The organism is Saccharopolyspora sp. SCSIO 74807 (assembly GCF_037023755.1).
In the GTDB taxonomy this organism is placed as follows: Bacteria; Actinomycetota; Actinomycetes; order Mycobacteriales; family Pseudonocardiaceae; genus Saccharopolyspora_C; species Saccharopolyspora_C galaxeae.
Window position 1 is genome coordinate 2,822,965 of sequence record NZ_CP146100.1, and the last position, 20,137, is coordinate 2,843,101.

Annotated in this window: 24 protein-coding genes; 15 read left to right on the top strand and 9 right to left on the bottom strand. The window is 69.9% G+C overall.

Annotated elements, in window-relative coordinates; genetic code table 11:
• Positions 1-139: 139 nt before the first annotated feature.
• On the bottom strand, positions 140-742 hold the full coding sequence (locus V1457_RS12980; RefSeq protein ID WP_200072716.1) for a TetR/AcrR family transcriptional regulator: 603 nt from the start codon (positions 740-742) through the stop codon (positions 140-142).
• A gap of 118 nt (positions 743-860) precedes the next feature.
• Here V1457_RS12980 and V1457_RS12985 point away from each other — a divergent pair, with 118 nt between their 5' ends.
• Together V1457_RS12985 and V1457_RS12990 are read left to right on the top strand one after the other, a co-directional pair.
• On the top strand, positions 861-1,601 hold the full coding sequence (locus tag V1457_RS12985; protein WP_200072717.1) for an SDR family NAD(P)-dependent oxidoreductase: 741 nt from the start codon (positions 861-863) through the stop codon (positions 1,599-1,601).
• 334 nt (positions 1,602-1,935) lie between these two features.
• Complete coding sequence (locus V1457_RS12990) at positions 1,936-3,474, top strand: FAD-binding protein (protein ID WP_338603918.1); 1,539 nt, start codon at positions 1,936-1,938, stop codon at positions 3,472-3,474.
• A gap of 92 nt (positions 3,475-3,566) precedes the next feature.
• Here the strand turns inward: V1457_RS12990 and V1457_RS12995 are convergent, their stop codons facing one another.
• The 4 genes from V1457_RS12995 to V1457_RS13010 are packed head-to-tail and all read right to left on the bottom strand — an operon-like array spanning position 3,567 to position 6,662.
• Positions 3,567-4,763, bottom strand: a complete 1,197-nt coding sequence (locus tag V1457_RS12995; protein WP_338603921.1) for a sedoheptulose 7-phosphate cyclase — start codon at positions 4,761-4,763, stop codon at positions 3,567-3,569.
• Complete coding sequence (locus V1457_RS13000; RefSeq protein ID WP_338603924.1) at positions 4,764-5,411, bottom strand: VOC family protein; 648 nt, start codon at positions 5,409-5,411, stop codon at positions 4,764-4,766.
• A complete protein-coding gene (locus V1457_RS13005) occupies positions 5,404-5,814 on the bottom strand; it encodes a cupin domain-containing protein (protein ID WP_295144841.1) in 411 nt (136 codons plus the stop codon). Before V1457_RS13005 ends, V1457_RS13000 begins: the two co-directional genes overlap by 8 nt.
• Positions 5,811-6,662 carry a cupin domain-containing protein gene (locus V1457_RS13010; RefSeq protein ID WP_338603927.1) on the bottom strand — a complete coding sequence of 284 codons (852 nt, stop codon included), beginning with the start codon at positions 6,660-6,662 and terminating at the stop codon, positions 5,811-5,813. The genes V1457_RS13005 and V1457_RS13010 overlap by 4 nt, the downstream gene beginning before the upstream one ends.
• A 509-nt stretch (positions 6,663-7,171) precedes the next feature.
• Between V1457_RS13010 and V1457_RS13015 the strand changes: the two genes are divergently transcribed.
• Together V1457_RS13015 and V1457_RS13020 are read left to right on the top strand one after the other, a co-directional pair.
• Entirely contained in the window at positions 7,172-7,834 is a 663-nt protein-coding gene (locus V1457_RS13015) for an O-methyltransferase (protein ID WP_295144836.1), read from the top strand.
• Positions 7,835-7,875: 41 nt separating this feature from the next.
• Complete coding sequence (locus V1457_RS13020) at positions 7,876-8,496, top strand: cupin domain-containing protein (protein WP_338603932.1); 621 nt, start codon at positions 7,876-7,878, stop codon at positions 8,494-8,496.
• Between the two features lie 25 nt (positions 8,497-8,521).
• On the opposite strand, the gene V1457_RS13025 is transcribed toward V1457_RS13020, so the two are convergent.
• The gene (locus V1457_RS13025; RefSeq protein WP_338603935.1) at positions 8,522-9,091 is read right to left on the bottom strand and encodes an isochorismatase family protein; all 570 of its coding nucleotides are present in this window, start codon (positions 9,089-9,091) and stop codon (positions 8,522-8,524) included.
• 30 nt (positions 9,092-9,121) lie between these two features.
• A complete protein-coding gene (locus V1457_RS13030) occupies positions 9,122-10,423 on the bottom strand; it encodes a nicotinate phosphoribosyltransferase (RefSeq protein WP_338603937.1) in 1,302 nt (433 codons plus the stop codon).
• A 102-nt stretch (positions 10,424-10,525) separates the two neighbouring features.
• Here V1457_RS13030 and clpS point away from each other — a divergent pair, with 102 nt between their 5' ends.
• The 6 genes from clpS to V1457_RS13060 all read left to right on the top strand — a co-directional run bounded on the left by clpS (position 10,526) and on the right by V1457_RS13060 (position 14,552).
• Complete coding sequence (gene clpS, locus V1457_RS13035; protein ID WP_200072726.1) at positions 10,526-10,813, top strand: ATP-dependent Clp protease adapter ClpS; 288 nt, start codon at positions 10,526-10,528, stop codon at positions 10,811-10,813.
• 6 nt (positions 10,814-10,819) lie between these two features.
• Entirely contained in the window at positions 10,820-11,383 is a 564-nt protein-coding gene (locus V1457_RS13040; protein ID WP_200072727.1) for a DUF2017 domain-containing protein, read from the top strand.
• A 231-nt stretch (positions 11,384-11,614) separates the two neighbouring features.
• Positions 11,615-12,670, top strand: a complete 1,056-nt coding sequence (locus tag V1457_RS13045; RefSeq protein WP_338603941.1) for a P1 family peptidase — start codon at positions 11,615-11,617, stop codon at positions 12,668-12,670.
• Positions 12,671-12,770: 100 nt separating this feature from the next.
• On the top strand, positions 12,771-13,226 hold the full coding sequence (locus tag V1457_RS13050; RefSeq protein WP_295143081.1) for a M67 family metallopeptidase: 456 nt from the start codon (positions 12,771-12,773) through the stop codon (positions 13,224-13,226).
• A gap of 80 nt (positions 13,227-13,306) precedes the next feature.
• Positions 13,307-13,585: a MoaD/ThiS family protein gene (locus V1457_RS13055; protein ID WP_200072730.1), complete on the top strand. Its 279-nt coding sequence runs from the start codon at positions 13,307-13,309 to the stop codon at positions 13,583-13,585.
• A 16-nt stretch (positions 13,586-13,601) separates the two neighbouring features.
• A complete protein-coding gene (locus tag V1457_RS13060) occupies positions 13,602-14,552 on the top strand; it encodes a PLP-dependent cysteine synthase family protein (RefSeq protein ID WP_200072731.1) in 951 nt (316 codons plus the stop codon).
• 114 nt (positions 14,553-14,666) lie between these two features.
• Here the strand turns inward: V1457_RS13060 and V1457_RS13065 are convergent, their stop codons facing one another.
• Positions 14,667-15,287: a TetR/AcrR family transcriptional regulator gene (locus tag V1457_RS13065; protein WP_338603946.1), complete on the bottom strand. Its 621-nt coding sequence runs from the start codon at positions 15,285-15,287 to the stop codon at positions 14,667-14,669.
• Between the two features lie 118 nt (positions 15,288-15,405).
• Between V1457_RS13065 and V1457_RS13070 the strand changes: the two genes are divergently transcribed.
• Positions 15,406-16,032 carry an MSMEG_1061 family FMN-dependent PPOX-type flavoprotein gene (locus V1457_RS13070; RefSeq protein WP_338603949.1) on the top strand — a complete coding sequence of 209 codons (627 nt, stop codon included), beginning with the start codon at positions 15,406-15,408 and terminating at the stop codon, positions 16,030-16,032.
• Between the two features lie 17 nt (positions 16,033-16,049).
• Positions 16,050-16,967, top strand: a complete 918-nt coding sequence (locus V1457_RS13075; RefSeq protein ID WP_338603952.1) for a PDR/VanB family oxidoreductase — start codon at positions 16,050-16,052, stop codon at positions 16,965-16,967.
• Here the strand turns inward: V1457_RS13075 and V1457_RS13080 are convergent.
• Entirely contained in the window at positions 16,957-17,799 is an 843-nt protein-coding gene (locus V1457_RS13080) for an SMP-30/gluconolactonase/LRE family protein (protein ID WP_338603955.1), read from the bottom strand. The two genes, V1457_RS13075 and V1457_RS13080, sit on opposite strands and share 11 nt — an antisense overlap.
• A gap of 130 nt (positions 17,800-17,929) precedes the next feature.
• Here V1457_RS13080 and V1457_RS13085 point away from each other — a divergent pair, with 130 nt between their 5' ends.
• Genes V1457_RS13085 through V1457_RS13095 form a run of 3 tightly spaced genes read left to right on the top strand, consistent with a single transcriptional unit; the run spans position 17,930 to position 20,099 of the window.
• The gene (locus V1457_RS13085) at positions 17,930-18,526 is read left to right on the top strand and encodes a rhomboid family intramembrane serine protease (protein WP_200072782.1); all 597 of its coding nucleotides are present in this window, start codon (positions 17,930-17,932) and stop codon (positions 18,524-18,526) included.
• Positions 18,523-19,335 (top strand): glutamate racemase, encoded by an 813-nt coding sequence (murI, locus tag V1457_RS13090; RefSeq protein ID WP_200072736.1) that lies wholly within the window; start codon positions 18,523-18,525, stop codon positions 19,333-19,335. The genes V1457_RS13085 and murI overlap by 4 nt, the downstream gene beginning before the upstream one ends.
• Positions 19,332-20,099 (top strand): MBL fold metallo-hydrolase, encoded by a 768-nt coding sequence (locus tag V1457_RS13095; protein WP_200072737.1) that lies wholly within the window; start codon positions 19,332-19,334, stop codon positions 20,097-20,099. The genes murI and V1457_RS13095 overlap by 4 nt, the downstream gene beginning before the upstream one ends.
• Positions 20,100-20,137 lie beyond the last annotated feature (38 nt).

The following is a 20,137-nucleotide window of genomic DNA, read 5'->3' on the forward strand; positions in this document are numbered from 1 at the left end:
CGTTACCGCGCGGCCACGTCAAGGCTGCGGGGCACACACCGGCGCGAGTCGGCGGTGACGCATGGATGGGTGTGGCCGCAGGCAAGCGGCTGCTACGCCGCCTGCCCGGCACTCGCAGCACTGCGCCGTTCCCGGCGGGTCAGGAAGGCGCCGCCGGCCAGGCGCTCATGGCGTGATCGATCACGCCTTCCAGGTCCGCCAGGGACGCGCCGTCCTTCGCCTGAATGGACAGCCCTTGCAGCACCGTCGCGTAGAAGGTCGCGACCGATGCGGTGTCGGTGTCCGCCCGAACGTCGCCTTCGGCGATGCCGCGTTCCAGGCGTTGCCGCAGCGTCGCGAGCACTTCGCGGCGCAGCCCGGCGAGGTGCTCGCGAACACCGGCGTTGCGGGCGGTGCCGACGTTCGCAGCCAGCACGATCATGCAGCCCCGCGGAGTCGCCGGGTCGGTGTAGGACCGCGCGTAGCTGCGCAGCATGGACTCCACCGCCAGCCGCGCGGTCGCAGCCCGGTGCAGGGCGTCGTTCGCGGCGCGGCCCTCGACGGTGTTGTACCGCTCGGTCGCGGACCGGAACAGTCCCTCCTTGCTGCCGAACGTCGCGTACAGGCTCGGTGCGTTGATCCCCATCGCGGCGGTGAGGTCGCCGATGGAAGTCCCCTCGTACCCGCTGGCCCAGAAGACCTCCATCGCCTTGTGCAGCGCGACCTCCCGGTCGAAGGCCCGCGGTCGTCCGCGTTCGGTCATCTCGTGCCCTCCCCGGCCGGTGTCGCGGCTTCCTGCCGCAAATTCTGCTTGACGGCCACCAGTGGTGACGTCAGACTACTTCTGTATCGACCGATACAGAACAATCGATGGGGGAACGATGGCGGAGCTCGCGGGCAAGAAGGCACTCGTGGTCGGCGGGAGCAGGGGCATCGGGGCCGGAGCGGCGAGCGGTCTCGCGTCGAACGGCGCGGACGTGGCGATCACGTACTCGGGTTCGAAGGACAAAGCGCATTCCGTCGTGCGCGACATCGAGGCTTCGGGGGTGCGCGGGGCGGCCCTGCCGCTGGACGGGATGGACGCGGACTCCGCCCGCGTCGCGGTCGACGAGGCCGCCGACCGCCTCGGCGGACTCGACATCCTGGTCAACTGCGCCGGCATCTTCCCCTACGGGTTGATCGAGGACGTCACGCTGGAGCAGTTCGACCAGGCCATCGCGGTGCACGTGCGGACCGCCTTCCTGACGACGCAGGCCGCGGTGCGGCACATGTCCGGCGGCGGCCGGATCATCCACATCGGAACCTCGTTCGTGGAACGGGTGCCGTTCCCCGGCGTGAGCCTGTACACCTTGAGCAAGTCCGGGCTCACCGGTTTCGCCAAGGCGCTAGCCCGGGAACTCGGCCCCCGCGGGATCACGGTCAACGTGGTGCACCCGGGGCCTACGGACACGGACATGAACCCGGCGGATTCCGAAGGGGCCGACGGGCAGCGCGCCATCACCGCGCTGGGGCACTACGGCGTGGTGGAAGACATCGCGAACACCGTCGTGCACCTGTCCGGTGCCGGTGGGCGCCACATCACCGGTGCCTCGATCCCCGTGGACGGGGGCTGGGCGGCCTGATCCGACGGCCGGTGCGCAGCGGGCTCCGCCGACCGTGCAACGGTGCGGAGAACCGGGGGTTCGTGGGAGAAGTCAGCGCTGCTGCTGGGTCAGCGGCACGGGGGCATCACTAGCACTGGGCATCACTGGGTCATCACTACTGGGGCGAGTTCCATCGAGCCGGGGTGCGCCCGAAACCGCACCACCGGCCGAGTACGGGCCCAAGGCTCTGGGGGCCTGATCGCGTTCCGGGCCTGCGCGGCCTGAGCACCGCGGTTCACGGGCGAGCTCGTCGGCAATTCTCGCGCGCAGCGCCCTGGGGGTCGCTGCACTGGACTGAAGAGGTATTCCTGCAATGGCAACAATTTCAAAAGAAGCGCGGCAATACCCGGACCTGACCAGCGGGTACAACCAGCGGTGGTCGGGGACTCCGGAATCCGTTGTCCTGGTCGAGTCCGTGGAGCAGGTCGCACCGGTGGTGCAGGAAGCCGTCCGCGACGGCAAGCGGATGACGGTGAACGGTGCCGGGCACTGCTTCGAGGACTTCGTCTACAACAGCGACGTCGATGTCGTGATCAACATGAAGCACCTCGACGCCGTGTACTACGACCCGGCCATGAACGCCGTCGCCGTCGAAGCGGGTTCGAACCTGCTCAACGTGTACGAGAAGCTCTACGAGCGGTGGGGTGTCACCCTCCCCGGCGGCCTCTGCTACTCGGTCGGTGTCGGGGGACACGTTTCCGGCGGTGGATGGGGCGCGCTGGCCCGGCGGCACGGTTTGATCGTCGACCACCTCTACGCGGTCGAGGTCGTCGTGGTCGGCGAAGGCGGTGAGGTCCGCCGGGTAGTGGCCACGAGGGAGGAAGACGACCCCAACCGGGACCTGTGGTGGGCGCACACCGGCGGTGGCGGCGGCAATTTCGGCGTGATCACCCGCTATTGGTTCCGCAGTCCCGGCGCGACCGGCCGCGAACCCGGCGAGATCCTGCCGCGCCCACCGCGGCACGTGCTGCTCAGCGCAGCCGCGCTGTCCTGGGACGAGATCACCGAAGCAGGCTTCACCCGGCTCGTGAACAACTACGCCGACTGGCACGTGCGCAACTCCCGGCCGGGCAGCCGGGCCGCAGGTCTGTTCGGGCTGGCCGTGCTCAACCACCGGTCGAACGGGCAGATCGGCTTGATCACCCAGGTGGAAGCCGATCTTCCGGGGGCGGACGACCTGCTAGCGGAATACCTCGACGCGATCACGGACGGGGTCGGTGCACCGCTCCAACCGATGACCGCGTCGATGGGGGAGTACAACGCGATGCCCGGGTGCTACGAAGCGCAGCGCTTGCCGTGGCTGCAGGCGACGCGCTTCCTGGGCACCAACAACGTCGACCTGAACAATCCGACGTTGCGCGCCGATTACAAATCCGGGTACATGCGCGGCAACTTCCCGGACAAGCACGTCGCGACCATGTACCAGAGCCTCACCAGCACCGACATCGACAACTCGACCGCCACCATGCACCTGCAGGGCTTCGGCGCCCAGGTCAACGCGGTGCCCGAGTCCGCGACCGCGTTCGCGCACCGGAGTTCGTACTTCAAGCTCTACTGGCAAGTGCTGTGGGACGACCCGGCGGATGACGACGAGCACCTGACCTGGTTGCGCCGGTTCTACGCGGACCTGTACCGGGACACCGGCGGGGTGCCGGTGCCGAACGAGCTCACGGACGGCTGCTACGTGAACTACCCGGACGTGGACTTGAACTCCGCGGAGCACAACCAGTCGCAAGTGCCCTGGTACCGGCTCTACTACAAGGAGAACTACGAGCGGCTGCAGCAGGTGAAGAAGCGGTTCGATCCGCGCGACGTGTTCCGGCACGCCCAATCCGTGCGGCTGCCGGACTGATGGGACCGGCCCGTACCGGTGCGGTGCGATCGCCCTGGTGGCGCATCGCACCGCACCGGTCGCGGGGCCGGGCATCGCCGCGTGGCCGCGCATCAGCCGTTCTTCGCCAGCTCAGCCAGCGACTCGCCCGCCACCTCGAGTTCCCGCTCGTCGACGTCGTCGACGAACCGGGCGGCCCCGATGCCGACGGGAAGCGGCAACCGCTGCCTGCCGCCGCGGTGTCGGGTGGTGTCGCCCAGCGCCGAGATCAGCAGCTCGCTGGTGCACAGCGGGTGCGAGATCGGCAGTTCCAGCGCGCGCATGAGCCGCAGCACGCGGCTCCGTTCGGTAGCGGTGACCAGACCTCGCGCTTCGGCGAGCAGCGTGCTCAAGGCCATGTCGATGCTCACCGCTTCGCCGTGCAGCAGTTCCGGCAACGCCCGCATCTCCAGCGTCGGGCTGAACGAATGACCGTAGTCGACGACGCGTTCCAGCGAGCTCTCCCACAGGTTCGGCTGCAATTCGTCCAACATGCCGCCGATGGACCGTTCGAGAACTTCGGTCGCGGCTTCCCGGTGCCGGCCGTCGCGCTGGAACTTGGCAGCGAGGAGCCCGGCACCGTGCCAGTCCAGCAGGTCGAACAGCCGGCGATCCCCGATCAGCGCCATCTTGAGGATCTCGGCCAGCCCGTTGCTGAGATGCCTGCGGTCGACGGTTCGCAGGAACGCCGGATCCAGCACGACGCGATCGGCCGCGTGATAGGTCCCGATCCGGTTCTTGTGCTCGTCGAAGTTGACGCCGGTCTTCACTCCGATGCCCGCGTCGACGAGACCGATCAGCGTCGTGGGCACCCGCACCACCGGCGTGCCCCGGCGGTACAGGCTGCCGGCGAAACCGACGACGTCCAGCAGCACACCGCCACCCGCCGCGACGATCGGCTCGTTCCGGCGGTCGATGCCGAACCGATCGAGCGCTTGCAGCACGGTGCGCACGTTGCCCCAGTGCTTCGTCGTCTCGTCGCAATTCAGCACGCAGGTGGCGGATGGGATCGAATGTCGCTCGAAGTAGTCGGCGAACGAACGGCCGTAGTGCCGGTGCACCTCGGAATCAATCACGAGGAGTCGTCGCGCCGTTGGCGACACGCCGCGCGGAACGGCCCGCAGCAGCGCCGGATTCGCGGGATCGAGAATGCCGTCGCAGAGCGCGACGTCGTAGCTGACGGGCCGGGTCGCCGTTACGGTCCAGCGGTTGCGGGATGCTTCGGATCGATCCCGCCACGGCGCGAACGATTCCGTTGCGGTCGGCGTCATCTAACGCTCCTTCTCTGTCAGGTTCGCGCCGGTGTTCCGGGACGGGTGCGGATCGTCGGCCGCATTCGCGTCGGCGCTGCTCGGGATCGCGTCGCGGTTTTGCTCGGCCCTGTTGTCCCAGCGTGGGGCCGGTCCGTATTTGCGTGCGGCGGTGCGCTGTTCGTAGGGCATTCCCGCGGGCATGTCGACCACTTCCAGCTGCATTCCCCACGGCGCGGTGAAGTACATCCACCTGTTCCCGGCGAGCGGGCCTTCTTCGATCGTTTCCGGTTCGCCCTGCAACCGCACTCCCGGCTGGTTCCGCAGGTATTCGGCGGCGACGTCCACGTCGTCGACGTAAATGGCCAGGTGGTGACCGCCGTGGTCGCTGTTCTCCGGTATCCGGCGCTGCTGGTCCGGGGCCGTGTACTCGAACAGTTCCAGGTTCGTGGTGGGGCCCAGCCGCAGCATCGCGATCCGGGCCGTCGCTCGTTCGTGCACGTTGAGCTTGCGAGTCATCCAGTCACCGGCCAGGTCCTGGACCGGACCTTCCCAGTAGATCGTTTCGGCACCCAGCACGTCCACGAAGAAGTCGACCGCCCGCCGCAGATCGGGCACGGTGAAGGCGACGTGGTCGACGTTTCGCGCTCCGGGGATTCCGCTACCCATCCCCGGCCCCCGCGGGCCGTTCCACGGGTTTCCGGATCGGCAACCGGCCGGTCACCGACTCCGGGAACACCGCGATCAGCAGCAGTTCCAATTCGACCTCGCCGGTGTTGCGCAACACCGTGCCCGAACCCGCGGGCGCGAGCACCAGCGCCCCGGGACGCAGGGGTGCGGGCCGGTCCCGCCGGGTATCGGACAGCTCGCCGCTCCCGCCGAGCACCAGCACGGCCAGCTCGACACCGGACTGCCCGCGCGCGTCCTGCGCGGCGCCGGGCGCCAGCAGCAAGTAGTCCACGGCTTCGCATTCGCTGTAGAGCATTCCGCGCCGAGCCAGGCAGCGCGATCTGATCACGCCGGTGCGCTCGTCGGCGGTCAGCACCAGTCCGCGCGAGTCGGTGACGATCATTGCCGGCCTCCCTCGGCGCCGGGGACGTCGAGGCTCACGACGAACAGTTCCAGCGGGTCCCGCTGGGACGCGGCTTCGATGGAAACCGTTCCGCCGAGCGGCAGCGTCAGGCCCACTCCGGAGCGGAGCGCGACCGTTTCCGAGGATCCGCGTGCGCGTCCCTGGCCGCCGATGGTGTAGACGGTGTGCTCTTCGGCGTCGGCGGAAAGCTCCAGCGGCTCTCCGGGGCGCAGGCGCACCAGCCGCGCGAGCCGCAGCGGACCGGTCAGGTGCTCGGTGGTGTCCACTTGGCCTGCCTGGCGCAGATCGATGACCACGGCGTCGCTCATTGCTGTCCTCTCCGGCTCGTGTCGGGGTGTTTCTCGCGGGGTGTCGAGCACCGCCGCGGTGTGCGGTCCCGAGACTTCGATGACCAGCCAGACCAGTTCCTCGTCACCGGTGTTGCGCAAGCCGTGGCGGGTGCCCAGGCCGTTCACGATGAGGTGGCCCGGCCGGACCTGGTGCGTCCGTCCGTTGAGCGTCATCTCTCCGTCGCCGGAGACGATGAAGTACAACTCTTCGGTGCGCGAATGAATATGTTCTCCGCTCACCCCGCCCGGCGGTAGTGCGGACCACTCGACCGCCTCCCAGTAGCCGAACAAACTGCCCCTGCGAGCCAGCACTTTCCAGCGGGCCAGGCCTTCGCCGCTGTGCATTCCGTGGATGTCCGACGGTTCGTTGAGGTCTGCGACGATCACTGCGTCTACCAAGGATCGTTCCCTCCGTGTACGAGCGTGCGAAAACGGCGGAAGCGTGAATTGGGTGGCGCTTCGCCACGCGGTCGGGCCAGAAGTGTCGATCGATCGCACACGGCGCTGCGCTGCGTTCCGCGGTGGACCGCGCGGCCCTGATTCCTTCCCCAGTCCCGCACATCCCGAGATGTCCGGTGTGCTGCCGAGTTTGGGGCGGGGCATCCGGTGTGTCAAGCGAAATGCGGCTCCGCGACCGCTTCGCGCTCCGATTTCACATTCGCACCGGGGCCGATCGGTTGTCGTTTGGTGCTAACGGCTCACGTGCGCGCGGTGGATTTTCCGGCGGCTTCCGCTGTGCAGGTGAATAATTGCTCTGAAGCGGTGAACGGCAACCGGACGGATCCGATGCCCGGACGCAAGGAGTTCTTGTCGAAAAATTGCGGCAGTGTCCTGAATCACATTACGATCTTCGATTTGCCGCCGCTAACATCGGCGGCATCACCCGTGCCATGGGGGTTTCCGGGTGCATTCCGATGATCCGCGCCGAAGCGATTCGCGGGGCCTTGGCGCGCCCGCGGCATCGTCCGATTCGGTGCGCGGTCCGCGAACATCGAAGGAGTCGCCCTGTGCGAGTACAGGTCGAAGTGACGTCCGCGCTCCAGGACTACATCGCCGAAATGTCCTTGCGGGAACCCGCGGCGCTGGCCGCGCTGCGGGAGGAGACGGAGCAGATGCCCGGCGCGATCATGCAGGTCTCGCCGGAGGAAGGCCAGTTCCTCGGGGTCCTGGTGCGAGCGCTCGGTGCTTCCCGCGTGCTGGAAGTGGGCACGTTCACCGGGTACAGCACGATCTCCATCGCACGCGCGTTGCCCGCCGGCGGCAGCGTGCTCTCCTGCGACATCAGCTCGGAGGCCAGCTCGATCGCCCTGGCGCACGCCCGCCGGGCCGGCGTCGAGGACAAGGTCGACCTGCGGGTCGGTGACGCCGTCGGGGTCCTCACCGGACTCGCCGGGCGCGCGGACCGGCGCGGCTCCTTCGACCTGGTCTTCATCGACGCCGACAAGGAGGGCTACGCGGACTACTACGAGATCGCGTTGCGCCTGGTCCGGCCCGGCGGACTGATCTTGGTGGACAACGTGCTGTGGCACGGCGCCGTGCTCGACGAGGCCGAACAGGACAGCGAGACCACGGCGATCCGCGCGTTCAACGAGAAGATCCGGGAGGACGAGCGGGTGGACCTGAGCATCCTCCCGTTCGCCGACGGGCTGGCGTTCGCGGTGAAGCGCTGACCAGCCGGGATCGAGGAGGGGCGGGATCGAGGAGGGGACGGATGGTCGTCCGGTCGAAAGAGGTCTACGACAACCCGGTCTGCGGTGAGCGCGTCGTCATCCGGCGGGGCAACGACGAAGGCGACGGGTCCGTGCTCATCTGGGACCTGTACCTGGAGCCCGGCGGCACCGTGGTCGGCGAGCACTACCATCCGACGGCCGACGAGAGGTTCGTGCTGGTCAGCGGCAAGCTGGGCATTCGAGCAGGCGGCCGGTCGCGGATTCTCGAAGAAGTGGGCGAGAGCGTGCTCGCCGAAGCGGGCACCCGGCACTACTTCTGGAACGGCGACTCCGGCCCGACGCGGATCGTGATCCGGATGCAGGGCCGGGTGGATCGCTTCGAGCAGGCCGTGTTCCGGCAGTTGTACGGGCTGGCCCAAGACGGCAGGACCGATTCGAACGGCAAGCCCGGCCTGCTGCAGCATGCGGTGACCTCCGCCGAATACGCCGACATCGTCCGGTTCGCCGCACCGCCGTGGCCGGTGCAGCGCTTGCTGTTCGGGGTGCTCGCCCCGGTCGGACGTGCCCTCGGTTTTCGGGCGTTGTGCGCGGAGTACCGGGACCGGCGAGCGCCGCTCGTCGCGGAACTCGACCCGCTGCCCCCGGGATTTCCCGAGTTGTAGCGGTGCCGCTGCTGATGTCCCGGCCTCACGCCACCACCGGCGTCCCCGTCAGCGCCACTCCCGCCGCGCGCAGGTCGCGAACAGCTGTGTCCACTGTGGCCGGTGCGACTCCTGCGGTCAGCGACAGCAGGACCGTCGTGGTCAGGCCCGCTTTCGCGGCGTCCAGCGCGGTGGCGCGCACGCAGTGGTCGGTGGCGATGCCGACCACATCGACGGCGTCCACTCCGCGTTCACCGAGCCAATCGCGCAGCGGCGTGCCAAGCCGATCTTTCCCCTCGAAACCGGAGTATCCGGCGCTGTACTGCCCCTTGGAGAACACCGCGCGCACCGGCCCCACCTCCAGCTCCGGGTGGAACGCCGCGCCGGCGGTGCCCGCGACGCAGTGCACCGGCCAGGACCGCACGTAGTCCGGCCGCGAGCTGAAGTGATCCCCGGGATCGATGTGGTAATCGCGGGTGGCGACCACGTGCGCGTACTCGTTCTCCGCGGCATGGCGGGAAATCGCCGCGGCGACACCGGCCCCGCCGGACACCCCGAGCGCCCCGCCCTCGCAGAAGTCGAGCTGCACATCGACGATCAGCAGCGCAGTGCTCATCCGTGCTCCTCCACTCGGCTCGCGGGGGGATCAGCTCTCCGGAAAGACGGTCGGAATCGCCGGTTCGCCACCGGAAAGCTTCAGCCCCTCCCACGGCAGGCTCACCAGTGCGTGCCGCAGGCGCTCCCGATTGTCCTCCAGCGTGGGCAGGTCATCGACCTGTTTCCCGCCGCGCACCAGCGGAATCGGCACCTCGCGGTCGTGCGGGCCCGGCTGCGGCGCGGCGAAGCCCGCCCCGGTCCGGTACACCTCCTCCTCGATCGCGGTACCGGTGTTCTTGTGCCTGCGCAGCGCGGATTTGCTGCCGCCGCGGGACTCCTTGCTCGACGAGCGCTTGGCGACCGGGCGGCCCTCGACCTCGGTGAGCTTGTAGACCATGCCCGCCGTCGGCGCCCCCGAACCGGTCACCAGCGAAGTGCCCACGCCGTAGCCGTCGACCGGTTCCGCGCGCAGCGAGGCGATCGCGTACTCGTCCAGGTCACCGGAGACGACCACGCGGGTTCCGGTCGCGCCCAGCGAATCCAGCTGCTCCCGCGCCTGCCGCGCCAGCACGCCCACGTCACCGGAGTCGATCCGGACCGCGCCGAGACCGGAACCCGCGACCTCCACGGCCGTCGCGATCCCGCGGGAAATGTCGTAGGTGTCCACCAGGAGTGTCGTGTCCGCGCCAAGAGCGGCGATCTGCGACTCGAACGCGGCACGCTCGGAGTCGTGCAGCAGCGTGAACGAATGCGCCGAGGTCCCCATGGTGGGAATGCGGTAGCGGCGACCGGCCTCCAGGTTCGACGTCCCGGAGAACCCTGCCAGGTAGGCGGCGCGTGCGGCGGCCACCGCGGATTCCTCGTGCGTGCGGCGGGATCCCATCTCGATGATCCGGCGCCCGTTGGCCGCCGAGACCATCCGCGCGGCCGCGGCGGCGATCGCGCTGTCGTGGTTGAGGATCGACAGCACCACCGTCTCCAGCAGCACCGCTTCCGCGAACGTGCCGCGCACGGTCAGCAGCGGCGAACCGGGGAAGTACAGCTCGCCCTCGGGATAACCGTCCACATCGCCCTGGAACCGGTAGTTGCGCAGCCAGTCCAGCGTGGTCTCGTCGACCACCCCGGCCTCCGCGAGCCGCGTCAGCTCGGCCTCGTCGAAGCGGAAGTTCTCGATCGCGTCCAGCACCCGCTGCATCCCGCCGAGCACGCCGTACCGGCGCCCGTCCGGCAATCGCCGGGTGAACACCTCGAACACGCAACGCCGCTCGGCGGTCCCGTCGCGCAGGGCACTGGCCAGCATGGTCAGCTCGTAGTGATCGGTGCGCAGTGCGGTACTGGATGCGGCCGTCATGGATCAGAGGCTACGTGCCGCCCGCGCGGCTCCCGCACAGGTCGGGCCGGGTGTGCCCGTGCGGTCGACACGGTTCCCGCGCACACGTGCGAACATGGGGACATGACTTCGCCCGCTGAACTGGAGCGCGCGCAGCCGAACGAACTCGGCAACGAGGACAAACCGTGGGTGACCGTGGTGTGGAACGACCCGGTGAACCTGATGTCCTACGTGACCTACGTGCTGCAGAAGATCTTCGGTTACAGCCGGGACCACGCGACCAAGCTGATGCTCGACGTGCACCACAAGGGACGGGCCGCGGTGTCCTCGGGCACGAAGGAGAAGGTCGAGGGCGATGTGGCGAAGCTGCACGCCAACGGCCTGTGGGCGACGATGCAGAAAGACTCGTGATCTCAAGTGAACGGCTGGACGCGCAAGAACGGGCACGTCGTCGCCGAACTGTCCCAGCAGGAAGCGGCGGTGATCCGCGGCCTGGTCGGGCAGATCAAGGACATGCTCGACGCCCGGGCCGACGAGGCCCCGCAGGACGAGCTGGCCGAGCTCACCGGCATCCGCACCGGCCCGTCCACCCCGCCCGAGGACCGGGTGCTGGAGCGGCTGCTGCCGGACTTCTACCGGCGCGACCCGGAAACCGGCGAGACCGACGAGGAGAAGCCCGCGGCCGCCGGGGCGATGCGCTCGCTGTACGAGCCGGAGCTGCTGGACCGCAAGACCGGCACCGCCGCGGTGGTGCTGGAGACCTGCCCGCGCGACGGCGGCCGGGTGGTGCTCAGCGGTGAGCAGGCCGACAACTGGCTCAGCGCGATCAACGACGTGCGGCTGGCACTGGGCACCGCCCTCGACGTGCAGGAGGACATGCCCGAGGAGCCGCCGGAGGACGACCTGCGCCGCGAGCACCTGGGCGTCTACCAGTGGCTCACCTGGGTCCAGGACTCCCTGGTCGAAACCCTCACCTCCTGAGCCGTTTCCTCCAGGAGTGAACGGACCGTTGGACCAATCTAGCCGGACCAACAGGCCGTTCACTCGGTCCACTTCGCGCAGGGCGAGTGGTGCGCGGGTGTTCGCCAGAGCGGCAGAGCCGGGGTTCGCGAAGAGTGAACGGACCGTTTGCCCAATCTAGTGGGACGAACAGTCCGTTCACTCGGGAAAGCCGGGGGTGAAGCCGCGGTGCAGATCGGGCAGGGTCACCGCATGCGATCAGGAGCGCGGAACTCGATCACCGACGTGCGCGGCGTGCTCGTGGGGCACGAGCAGCGGCTCGACGAGCAGTGGGCGACCGGTACCAGCGTGGTGCTCACCGCGGGCGGCGCGTCCGCGGCGGTCGACGTGCGCGGCGGCGGCCCCGGCACCCGCGAGACCGATGTGCTCGAACCGACCCACGCGGTGCAGCAGGCGCACGCGATCGTGCTCACCGGCGGCAGCGCCTACGGGCTGGCCGCCGCCGATGGCGCGATGCGCTGGCTCGGCGAACGCGAGCACGGTTTCCCGGTGGGCACCGAGCCGCACGAGGTCGTTCCGGTCGTCCCGGCGGCGGTGCTGTTCGACCTGCCGATGGGCGACTGGGGCAACCGGCCGGACGCCGCCTTCGGCCACCGCGCCTGCGATGCGGCCTCGGCCACCGAGGCTCGGGAGGGCAACGTCGGCGCCGGAACCGGCGCGGTCGCGGGCTCGCTCAAGGGCGGCACCGGTTCCGCCAGCGCGGTGTTCACCAGTGACGTGCTGGGCAGCGAGGTCACCGTCGGCGCGTTGATGGCCGTGAACTCCTCGGGCTCGGTGATCGACCCGGAGACCGGGTTGCCCTGGAACCCGCATCCGGGCCTGCGCGCCCCATCCACCGACGAGATCGCGGCGGGCAAGCGGCTCGGCCCCCGGCCGTCGCGGCACGGGACGGCGCAGCGCCCGGTGAACACCACCATCGGAGTCGTCGCCACCGACCTCGCGCTGACCAAACCGCAGTGCCACCGGATCGCGGTCGCCGGGCACGACGGGCTGGCGCGCGCGATCCGGCCGGCGCACGGGATGTCCGATGGGGACACCGTGTTCGCGCTGTCGACCGGTTCCCCCGCGGCGTCCAGGGAACGGGATTCCGATCAGCGGCTGGCCGGTGCCGAGGCGCGGCTGCTCGACGAGGTCTGCGCCGCCGCGGCCGACGTCGTGCAGCACGCCATCGTGCGCGCGGTGCTGGCCGCGGAACCGGTGGGCGAGGTGACTTCCTACACGCGCACCTACCCCTCGGCGCGGGAATGAACCATGGTTGGCGGACGTTGATCCCGCCGAACGGCACCGGCCGGGGGCGTGGCCTCCCGGATCGTGGGACACCGGTGCCCCACATAGTAGGATGGTGCTTGTGCTGGTGATTCGACGCGACCTCGTCGACGCGATGGTCGCGCACGCTCGACGGGACCACCCGGACGAGGCGTGCGGCGTCATTGCCGGCCCGGACGGGTCGGACCGGCCCGAGCGGTTCGTCGAGATGATCAACGCGGAGCGCTCGCCGACGTTCTACCGCTTCGATTCGAGCGAGCAGCTCAAGGTGTGGCGGGAGATGGACCAGGCGGATGAGGAGCCGGTCGTCATCTACCACTCGCACACCGCGACCGAGGCGTACCCGTCGCGCACCGACGTGTCCTACGCCTTGGAACCCAATGCGCACTACGTTCTCGTGTCCACCAGGGACCCGGAGACCCACGAGTTGCGCTCGTACCGCATCCTCGACGGCGTGGTGACCGAGGAGCCGGTGGAGATCGTGGAGTCCTACATGTTCGCCCACACCGGCACCGACGAGGTGCCCGACCGCGGCTGAGCCGCGCTCGCCGCAGTCATTCGGCGAGCGGGCGTGTGCAAGTTCCGTTCAGTAGTTCCTGTGGACAGGGAGGTACCCCCATGGCAATCAACGTCTCGATCCCCACCATCCTGCGCACCCACACCGATGGCCAGAAGTCGGTGGAGGCCAGCGGCAACACGGTCGCCGAGGTCATCAACGACCTGGACAGCAAGCACAGCGGCCTCAAGGACCGGCTGGTCAAGGAGGGCTCGCTGCACCGCTTCGTGAACGTCTACGTCAACGACGAGGACGTGCGGTTCTCCGGTGGCCTGGAAGCCAGCGTGGCCGACGGGGACAGCGTGACGATCCTGCCGGCCGTGGCCGGCGGCATGCGCTGAGGCGGAGGCGAACGTCGTGGCCCGCTACGACTCATTGCTCGACGCGCTCGGCGACACCCCGCTGGTCGGGTTGCCGCACCTGTCACCCGCACCGGACGTGCGGCTGTGGGCGAAGCTGGAGGACCGCAACCCGACCGGTTCGGTCAAAGACCGCGTCGCGCTGTCCATGATCGAGGCGGCGGAGAAGGAAGGCCGGCTCACCACCGGCTGCACCATCCTGGAGCCGACCTCCGGCAACACCGGCATCTCGCTGGCGATGGCCGCCAAGCTCAAGGGCTACGGCCTGGTCTGCGTGATGCCGGAGAACACCTCCGAGGAGCGCAGGCAGATCCTGCAGGCGTTCGGCGCGCGGATCGTGTCCTCGCCCGCCGCGGGCGGCTCGAACCAGGCGGTCGCGGTCGCCAAGGAGCTCGCCCAGCAGAACCCGGACTGGGTGATGCTCTACCAGTACGGCAACTCCGCGAACGCGGACGCGCACTACCGGGGGACCGGGCCGGAGATCCTGCGGGACATGCCGGGCCTCACGCACTTCGTTGCGGGGCTCGGCACCACGGGCACGCTCGTCGGCGTGGGGCGCTACCTGCACGAGCACAAGCCCGGGGTGCAGATCGTGGCGGCCGAGCCGCGCTACGGCGAGCTGGTGTACGGGCTGCGCAACCTCGATGAGGGGTTCGTGCCCGAGCTCTACGACGAGAGCGTGCTGTCCCGCCGGTTCTCCGTCGGGTCCTACGACGCGCTGCGGCGCACCCGGCAACTGCTGGAGTCCGAGGGCATCTTCGCCGGGATCTCCACCGGCGGCGTGGTGCACGCGGCGTTGACCATCGGCGAGAAGGCGGCCGCGGCCGGGGAGTCCGCGGACATCGTCTTCGTCGTGGCCGACGCCGGGTGGAAGTACCTGTCCACCGGCGCCTACGGCGGCACCCTCGACGAGGCGGCGCAACGCCTGGACGGCCAGCTCTGGGCCTGATCCCGCCGCCCGCATTTCTTCGCAAGGCCCACCCGATCCGCTCGGGTGGGCCTTGCGTTTTCGCCGTGCCCGGTGCTCGAGCGCTGCCCAGCCGCTCCGCCGTTGACGAGGTCGTCAGTCGGCGGCCGTGAGGTAGCGGGTGAGCATGGCGACGAGCTCGTCCTCGAGCCGCTCGGCGTCGATCGGGTCGGGCGCGGCGACGAGGTGGTGCACGACGAACTCGATCGTGGACACCAGCAGCCGGGCGGCCGTGCCGGTGTCGTCCACCCGGACCTCGGGATGCCCGTCGAGCAGTTCCCGCACGCCCGCCACCCTTTCCCGCTCGTGCTGCGAGATCCGTTCCAGCAGCTGCTGGGAGCGCGGTGCTTGTTCGAGCAGCAGGCGCAGCAGCCGCGGATCCTCGCGGTGGTTGTCGATCGCCGTGCGCACGAACCCCCGGACGATCTCCTCGAACGACTCGGGCAGCTGCTCGTCCTGGCGCCGCAGCGCGGCCGCTCCGTCGTCGAGGTGCCTGCTCATCAGCTCGGCGAGGATGGCGTCCTTGTTCGGGTAGTACTGGTACAGCGAGCCGATCGAGATCCGCGCCCGCTCGGCGATGCGGTTCGTGGTGCCCGCGGCGTAACCGTGTTCGGCGAAAACGTGAGCAGCCGCGGCGAGGATGCGTCGCCGGGTGAGTTCGGCGCGGACCTGGCGGGGCTGTTTGCGGGGCCGGAGCCTGCGCTCGCCGGATGTCATGGCACCTCCTGCCGGGCCGTGAAAGCGAGTAGACCGGGAACTGAGCAATTGCTCATAATAGTGCCATGAACTGCGAAGGAACTAGTTATCGAACGGTGCGAGCTGATCGGCTCCGGTCGTGACCCGCGCCCGCGAGCGATTCCGCCGAGTGCCGCTGGACGAGATCCGCGCCCGGATCGGCGAGCCCGACGACGGCCTCAAGGTCGCGAAGTCCGGCACCCGCATCGCCGAGCACGCGCACCGGTTCATCGCGCACTGCCCGTTCCTGTCGCTGGCCACCGCGGACGCGGCGGGGCTGCCGGACTGCTCACCCCGCGGTGACTACCCGGGTTTCGTGAAGGTGCTGGACGAACACACGCTGGCGATCCCGGACCGGCCAGGCAACAAGATCGCCGACTCGTTCCGGAACCTGGCGGACAACGACGGGATCGGGTTGCTGTTGCTGATCCCCGGCGTGCGGGAAGTGCTGCGGATCAACGGCCGCGGTTACGCCACCGACGAACCCGACGTGCTCGCGCGGATGCAGGTCGAGGGCAAGGACCCGATGTTCGCGCTGATCGTCGAGGTGCAGCAGGTGTTCTTCCACTGCGGGCGGGCGCTGCTGCGCTCCCGGCTGTGGGATCCGGCCAGCCAGGCGCTGGCCAACGAGATCCCGTCCGCGGGCGAGATCGTCGCCGCCGAGCTCGGAGCCGATCCCCAGGTGTTGAACGACCGGCTCGAAGCCGCCTACCGCCAGCTGTACTGACCACGAGGATTTTCCCGATGCAGCAAGCGATCCTCGATCGCATCGACCCGGTGGCCGAGGACGTCGCCGCGCTCGTCCTGCGCGGTGCGAGCGCCCCGTTGGCGCCCTGGGAGCCGGGAGCGCACATCGATCTGGCGTTGCCGAACTGGCTGACCCGGCAGTACTCGCTCTGCGGTGATCCCGCCGACCGGGAGCACTACCGCATCGCGGTCCGGCACGACCGGCTCAGCCGAGGCGGTTCGGAGTACGTGCACCGGTTCCTCCGGCAGGGCCGCACGCTGGACATTTCGTTGCCGCGCAACCATTTTCCGCTCCGGGACGCGCCGGAGCACCTGTTCGTCGCGGGCGGGATCGGGATCACGCCGATCCTGCCGATGCTGCGGGCGGCCGTGGCGGCGGGGTCCTCGGCGACGCTGGTCTACGTGGGACGGTCGGTGGCGGCCATGCCGTTCGCCGACGAACTTCGCCGCGACCACGGCGATCGGGTGCGCATCGTCGCCACGGAAGATCAGTGCCGACCCGATTTCGCGGCGCTGGCCGGGGAACTCGGTCCGCGTGCGCTGATCTACTGCTGCGGACCCACGTCGATGATCGCTGCTGCCGAGGCCGCGTTTCCCGCGCAGCGGTTGCACGCGGAACGTTTCCGGCCGGTGGCCAAGACCTTCCCGCCGAACACCGCGTTCGAGGTGGCGTGCGCCCGCTCCGGGCGAACCGTCGAGGTCGCGGCGGACGAGACGTTGCTGGACGCGCTGAACCACTCCGGGCATCCCGTGGCGTCCGGTTGCCGCGAAGGCGTCTGCGGCAGTTGCGAACTCACCGTCGTCGAAGGCGAGCCCGAGCACCGGGACGACATCGGCGCCGAGCAGGGGCGGATTTTCGCCTGCGTGTCCCGCGCGGTCGCCGCGGCTGGTGGTGGACCTGTGATCAGCCGGTGAAGGAGTACGAGCGCAGCCCGTTGCCCACGCCCGGCACGACCAGCACGGCGCCGTCGGCTTCGCCGGGGGAGGCGAGTCCTTCGCGGGCGGTCGTGACGTACAGGTCGGTCAGGTCCGCGCCGCCTAAGCAGCAGCTGGTCGGGCGCTGCGCGGGTAGCTGGATCGTGCGGTCGAGCTCGCCGCTGGGCGCGTACCGCCGAACCTCACCGCGGTCCCGCACGGTGATCCAGAGGCAGCCGTCCGCGTCGGTGCACAACCCGCCCGGTTCGCCGTCGATCGCCAGCAGCGGGCGGCGGCCGCCCGCCTCGCCGGACTGCGCGTCGAAACCGAGCACGTCCACCCGGTGCGTCGCGCTGTCGACGAAGTAGAGCCGGGTGTCGTCCGGGCTGAACGCCAAGCCGTTGCCCGCGGCCACACCGCGCAGCACGACGTGGGCGGCGCCACGCGCGTCGACCCGCACCAGCCAGCCGTCGCCGCCGTGCTGTTCGGGGACCGTGTTCGCCCACAGCCGCCCGCGCGTGTCGATGGTGCTCTCCCCGGCGCGCACGCCTTCCCGAGCCCAGAAGGTGAGCCAGGTGCGGCTCTTGCCGTCCGCATCGAACAGCGCGATGCCCTCGTCGAAGTGCAGCAGCAGCCCGCCGCGCGTCCGCGGTTTGGCCGCGCTGATCTGCTGGGGGACGTCCATGGCGTGATCGGTGTCGTCCGGCGCGTAGCGATGCGCGGAGTGCGCGCGCAGGTCGGTCCACAGCAGGGTGTCGGTGCCGACGTCCCAGGTGGGGCTCAGGCCGACGGAAGCGTTCGCGCGCACCGCGAACTCGGCTCGCGCGGTCATCGCCACCTCCTGCGAACGGCTTCCGGTCGCCGGGAGCTTAACGTTCGCCGCTGTCGACCCGGGGTCGTACCCGAGTCATCCGGGTAATCTCGGAAGGGTGACGAACCAGCCGGCACGGCAACGGCCCCGGGTGCTGCCGCAGCAGCCGCTGCGCGCGGCGGTCCAGATGGCTTTCCTGATCGCGGTGCTCTACGCGGTCGAGTTCGCGGACCAGCTGACCCCGGCCACCAGCCTCGACGACAACGGCATCGTGCCTCGCGCGGTCGACGGCCTGGACGGGATCGTGTGGGCGCCGCTGCTGCACGCGGGCTGGGCGCACCTCATCTCGAACACGCTGCCGCTGCTGGTGCTGGGCTGGCTGGTGCTGGCCAACGGTGCACGCCAGTTCATCGCGGTCACCGCCACGGTGTGGATCGTCGGCGGCCTCGGCACCTGGCTGATCGGGGCGCCGCCCACGCACGTCGGCGCCTCCGGCGTCGCCTTCGGGTGGATGGTGTTCCTGCTGGTCCGCGGCTTCTTCCTGGGCAGCGTCGGGCAGATCCTGGTGGCCGCGGTGCTGTTCTTCTACTGGGGCGGCATGTTGTGGGGCGTGCTGCCCGGCCAGCCCGGCATCTCCTGGGAGGGCCACCTGTGCGGCGCGCTCGGCGGGCTGCTCGCGGCGTGGCTGGTGTCCCGCAACACTCGTCGTCCGGACAAGCCCGCCTCGCCTGGCACACTGTCCGCGTGAGCAACGCGCCGATCGGGATCTTCGACTCCGGCGCGGGCGGGCTTACCGTCGCCCGCGCGGTCATGGACCAGCTTCCCGGCGAATCCGTGCGCTACGTCGGTGACACCGCGAACGCCCCCTACGGCCCGAAGCCGCTGGCCGACATCCGCGCCCGCACCCTCGCGATCACCGACGCGCTGGTGGCGGACGGCGTGAAGGCACTCGTGATCGCCTGCAACACGGCCTCGTCGGCCTGCCTGCGCGACGCCCGCGAGCGCTACGACATCCCGGTCGTGGAAGTCGTGCTGCCCGCGGTCCGCCGCGCGGTGGCCACCACCCGCAACAACCGGGTCGGTGTGATCGGCACCCAGGCCACGATCCGCTCGCGCGCCTACGAGGACGCCTTCACCGCCGCCCCGCAAGTGCGGTTGAGCACCGCCGCCTGCCCCCGGTTCGCCGAGTTCGTCGACCGCGGCATCACCAGCGGACGCCAGGTCCTCGGCCTCGCGCAGGGCTACCTGGACCCGTTGCAGCAGGACGACGTGGACACGCTGGTGCTCGGCTGCACGCACTACCCGCTGCTGACCGGCGTGCTGCAGCTGGCGATGGGCGAGCAGGTCACGCTGGTCTCCAGCGCGGAAGAGACCGCCAAGGACGTGGTGCGGGTGCTCACCGAGAACGACCTGCTCAGCACGGCCGGCGATGCCGAGCACGAGTTCCTGGCCACCGGCGAGCCGGACCGGTTCGCCAAGCTGGCCCGCCGCTTTCTGGGGCCGATGTCGGCGACCGGGTCCGTGCGGTCGTTCGCCATGTCAGGCTCGGTCTCGTGAAGCTGACGATTCTCGGGTGCTCCGGCAGCCTCCCGCGGCCGGATTCGCCCGCCTCCGGTTACCTCGTCGAGTCCGCCGGTTCGCGGATCGTGCTCGACCTGGGCAGCGGCAGCATCGGCACGCTGCAACGCTTCGCCGACCCGTTCGCGCTGGACGGCCTGTTCCTGACGCACCTGCATCCGGACCACTGCGCGGATTTCGGCGGGTTGACGGTGCTGCGGCGCTACCACCCGGATCCGCCGTTCGATGCGAGGGAGCACCGGCTGCCGGTGTTCGGGCCGCCGGAGGCCGCGGACCGGCTGGCCCGGCTGTACGCGCCGAGCTCCGCGGAGCTCGGCGACACCGACCTGTCCGACGTGTTCGAGTTCGGCGGTGTGGACGAGCCGATGCGTGCCGGCGCGTTCGAGGTCACCGCGCTGCCGATGGATCACCTGTGCCCGTCCTGGGGTTTCCGGGTGCGGAGCGAGGACCGGGTGCTCGCCTACACCGGCGACACCGGCCCGTGCGCGGAGCTGGGCGAGCTGGCCCGCGACGCGGACGTGCTGCTGGCGGAGGCGTCCTGGCCGGACGCGCCGGACCGCCCGGACGGCGTGCACCTGTCCGGCGCGCAGGCGGGCCGGGTCGCGAAGCAGGCCGGGGTGCGCAAGCTGCTGCTGACCCACCTGCAGCCGTGGACCGACGCGGGGGAGATCCTGCGGGAAGCGACCGCGGAGTTCGACGGTCCGGTCGAGGTGGTCGAGGCCGCCCGCAGCTACCAGGTGTGAGCGCGTCCCGGCCGGCTCGTAGCCGTGCAACCGCTCGC

Excerpts from the sequence above, each read along its gene's own strand:
- V1457_RS13075 (WP_338603952.1), top strand. The coding sequence starts at position 16,050 with ATGCAGCAAGCGATCCTCGATCGCATCGACCCGGTGGCCGAGGACGTC.
- V1457_RS13000 (WP_338603924.1), bottom strand. The coding sequence starts at position 5,411 with ATGGGTAGCGGAATCCCCGGAGCGCGAAACGTCGACCACGTCGCCTTC.
- V1457_RS13080 (WP_338603955.1), bottom strand. The coding sequence starts at position 17,799 with ATGACCGCGCGAGCCGAGTTCGCGGTGCGCGCGAACGCTTCCGTCGGC.
- V1457_RS12980 (WP_200072716.1), bottom strand. The coding sequence starts at position 742 with ATGACCGAACGCGGACGACCGCGGGCCTTCGACCGGGAGGTCGCGCTG.
- V1457_RS13055 (WP_200072730.1), top strand. The coding sequence starts at position 13,307 with ATGGCAATCAACGTCTCGATCCCCACCATCCTGCGCACCCACACCGAT.
- V1457_RS13020 (WP_338603932.1), top strand. The coding sequence starts at position 7,876 with ATGGTCGTCCGGTCGAAAGAGGTCTACGACAACCCGGTCTGCGGTGAG.
- V1457_RS13005 (WP_295144841.1), bottom strand. The coding sequence starts at position 5,814 with ATGATCGTCACCGACTCGCGCGGACTGGTGCTGACCGCCGACGAGCGC.
- V1457_RS12990 (WP_338603918.1), top strand. The coding sequence starts at position 1,936 with ATGGCAACAATTTCAAAAGAAGCGCGGCAATACCCGGACCTGACCAGC.
- V1457_RS13065 (WP_338603946.1), bottom strand. The coding sequence starts at position 15,287 with ATGACATCCGGCGAGCGCAGGCTCCGGCCCCGCAAACAGCCCCGCCAG.
- V1457_RS12995 (WP_338603921.1), bottom strand. The coding sequence starts at position 4,763 with ATGACGCCGACCGCAACGGAATCGTTCGCGCCGTGGCGGGATCGATCC.
- V1457_RS13045 (WP_338603941.1), top strand. The coding sequence starts at position 11,615 with ATGCGATCAGGAGCGCGGAACTCGATCACCGACGTGCGCGGCGTGCTC.
- V1457_RS12985 (WP_200072717.1), top strand. The coding sequence starts at position 861 with ATGGCGGAGCTCGCGGGCAAGAAGGCACTCGTGGTCGGCGGGAGCAGG.
- clpS (WP_200072726.1), top strand. The coding sequence starts at position 10,526 with ATGACTTCGCCCGCTGAACTGGAGCGCGCGCAGCCGAACGAACTCGGC.
- V1457_RS13030 (WP_338603937.1), bottom strand. The coding sequence starts at position 10,423 with ATGACGGCCGCATCCAGTACCGCACTGCGCACCGATCACTACGAGCTG.
- V1457_RS13025 (WP_338603935.1), bottom strand. The coding sequence starts at position 9,091 with ATGAGCACTGCGCTGCTGATCGTCGATGTGCAGCTCGACTTCTGCGAG.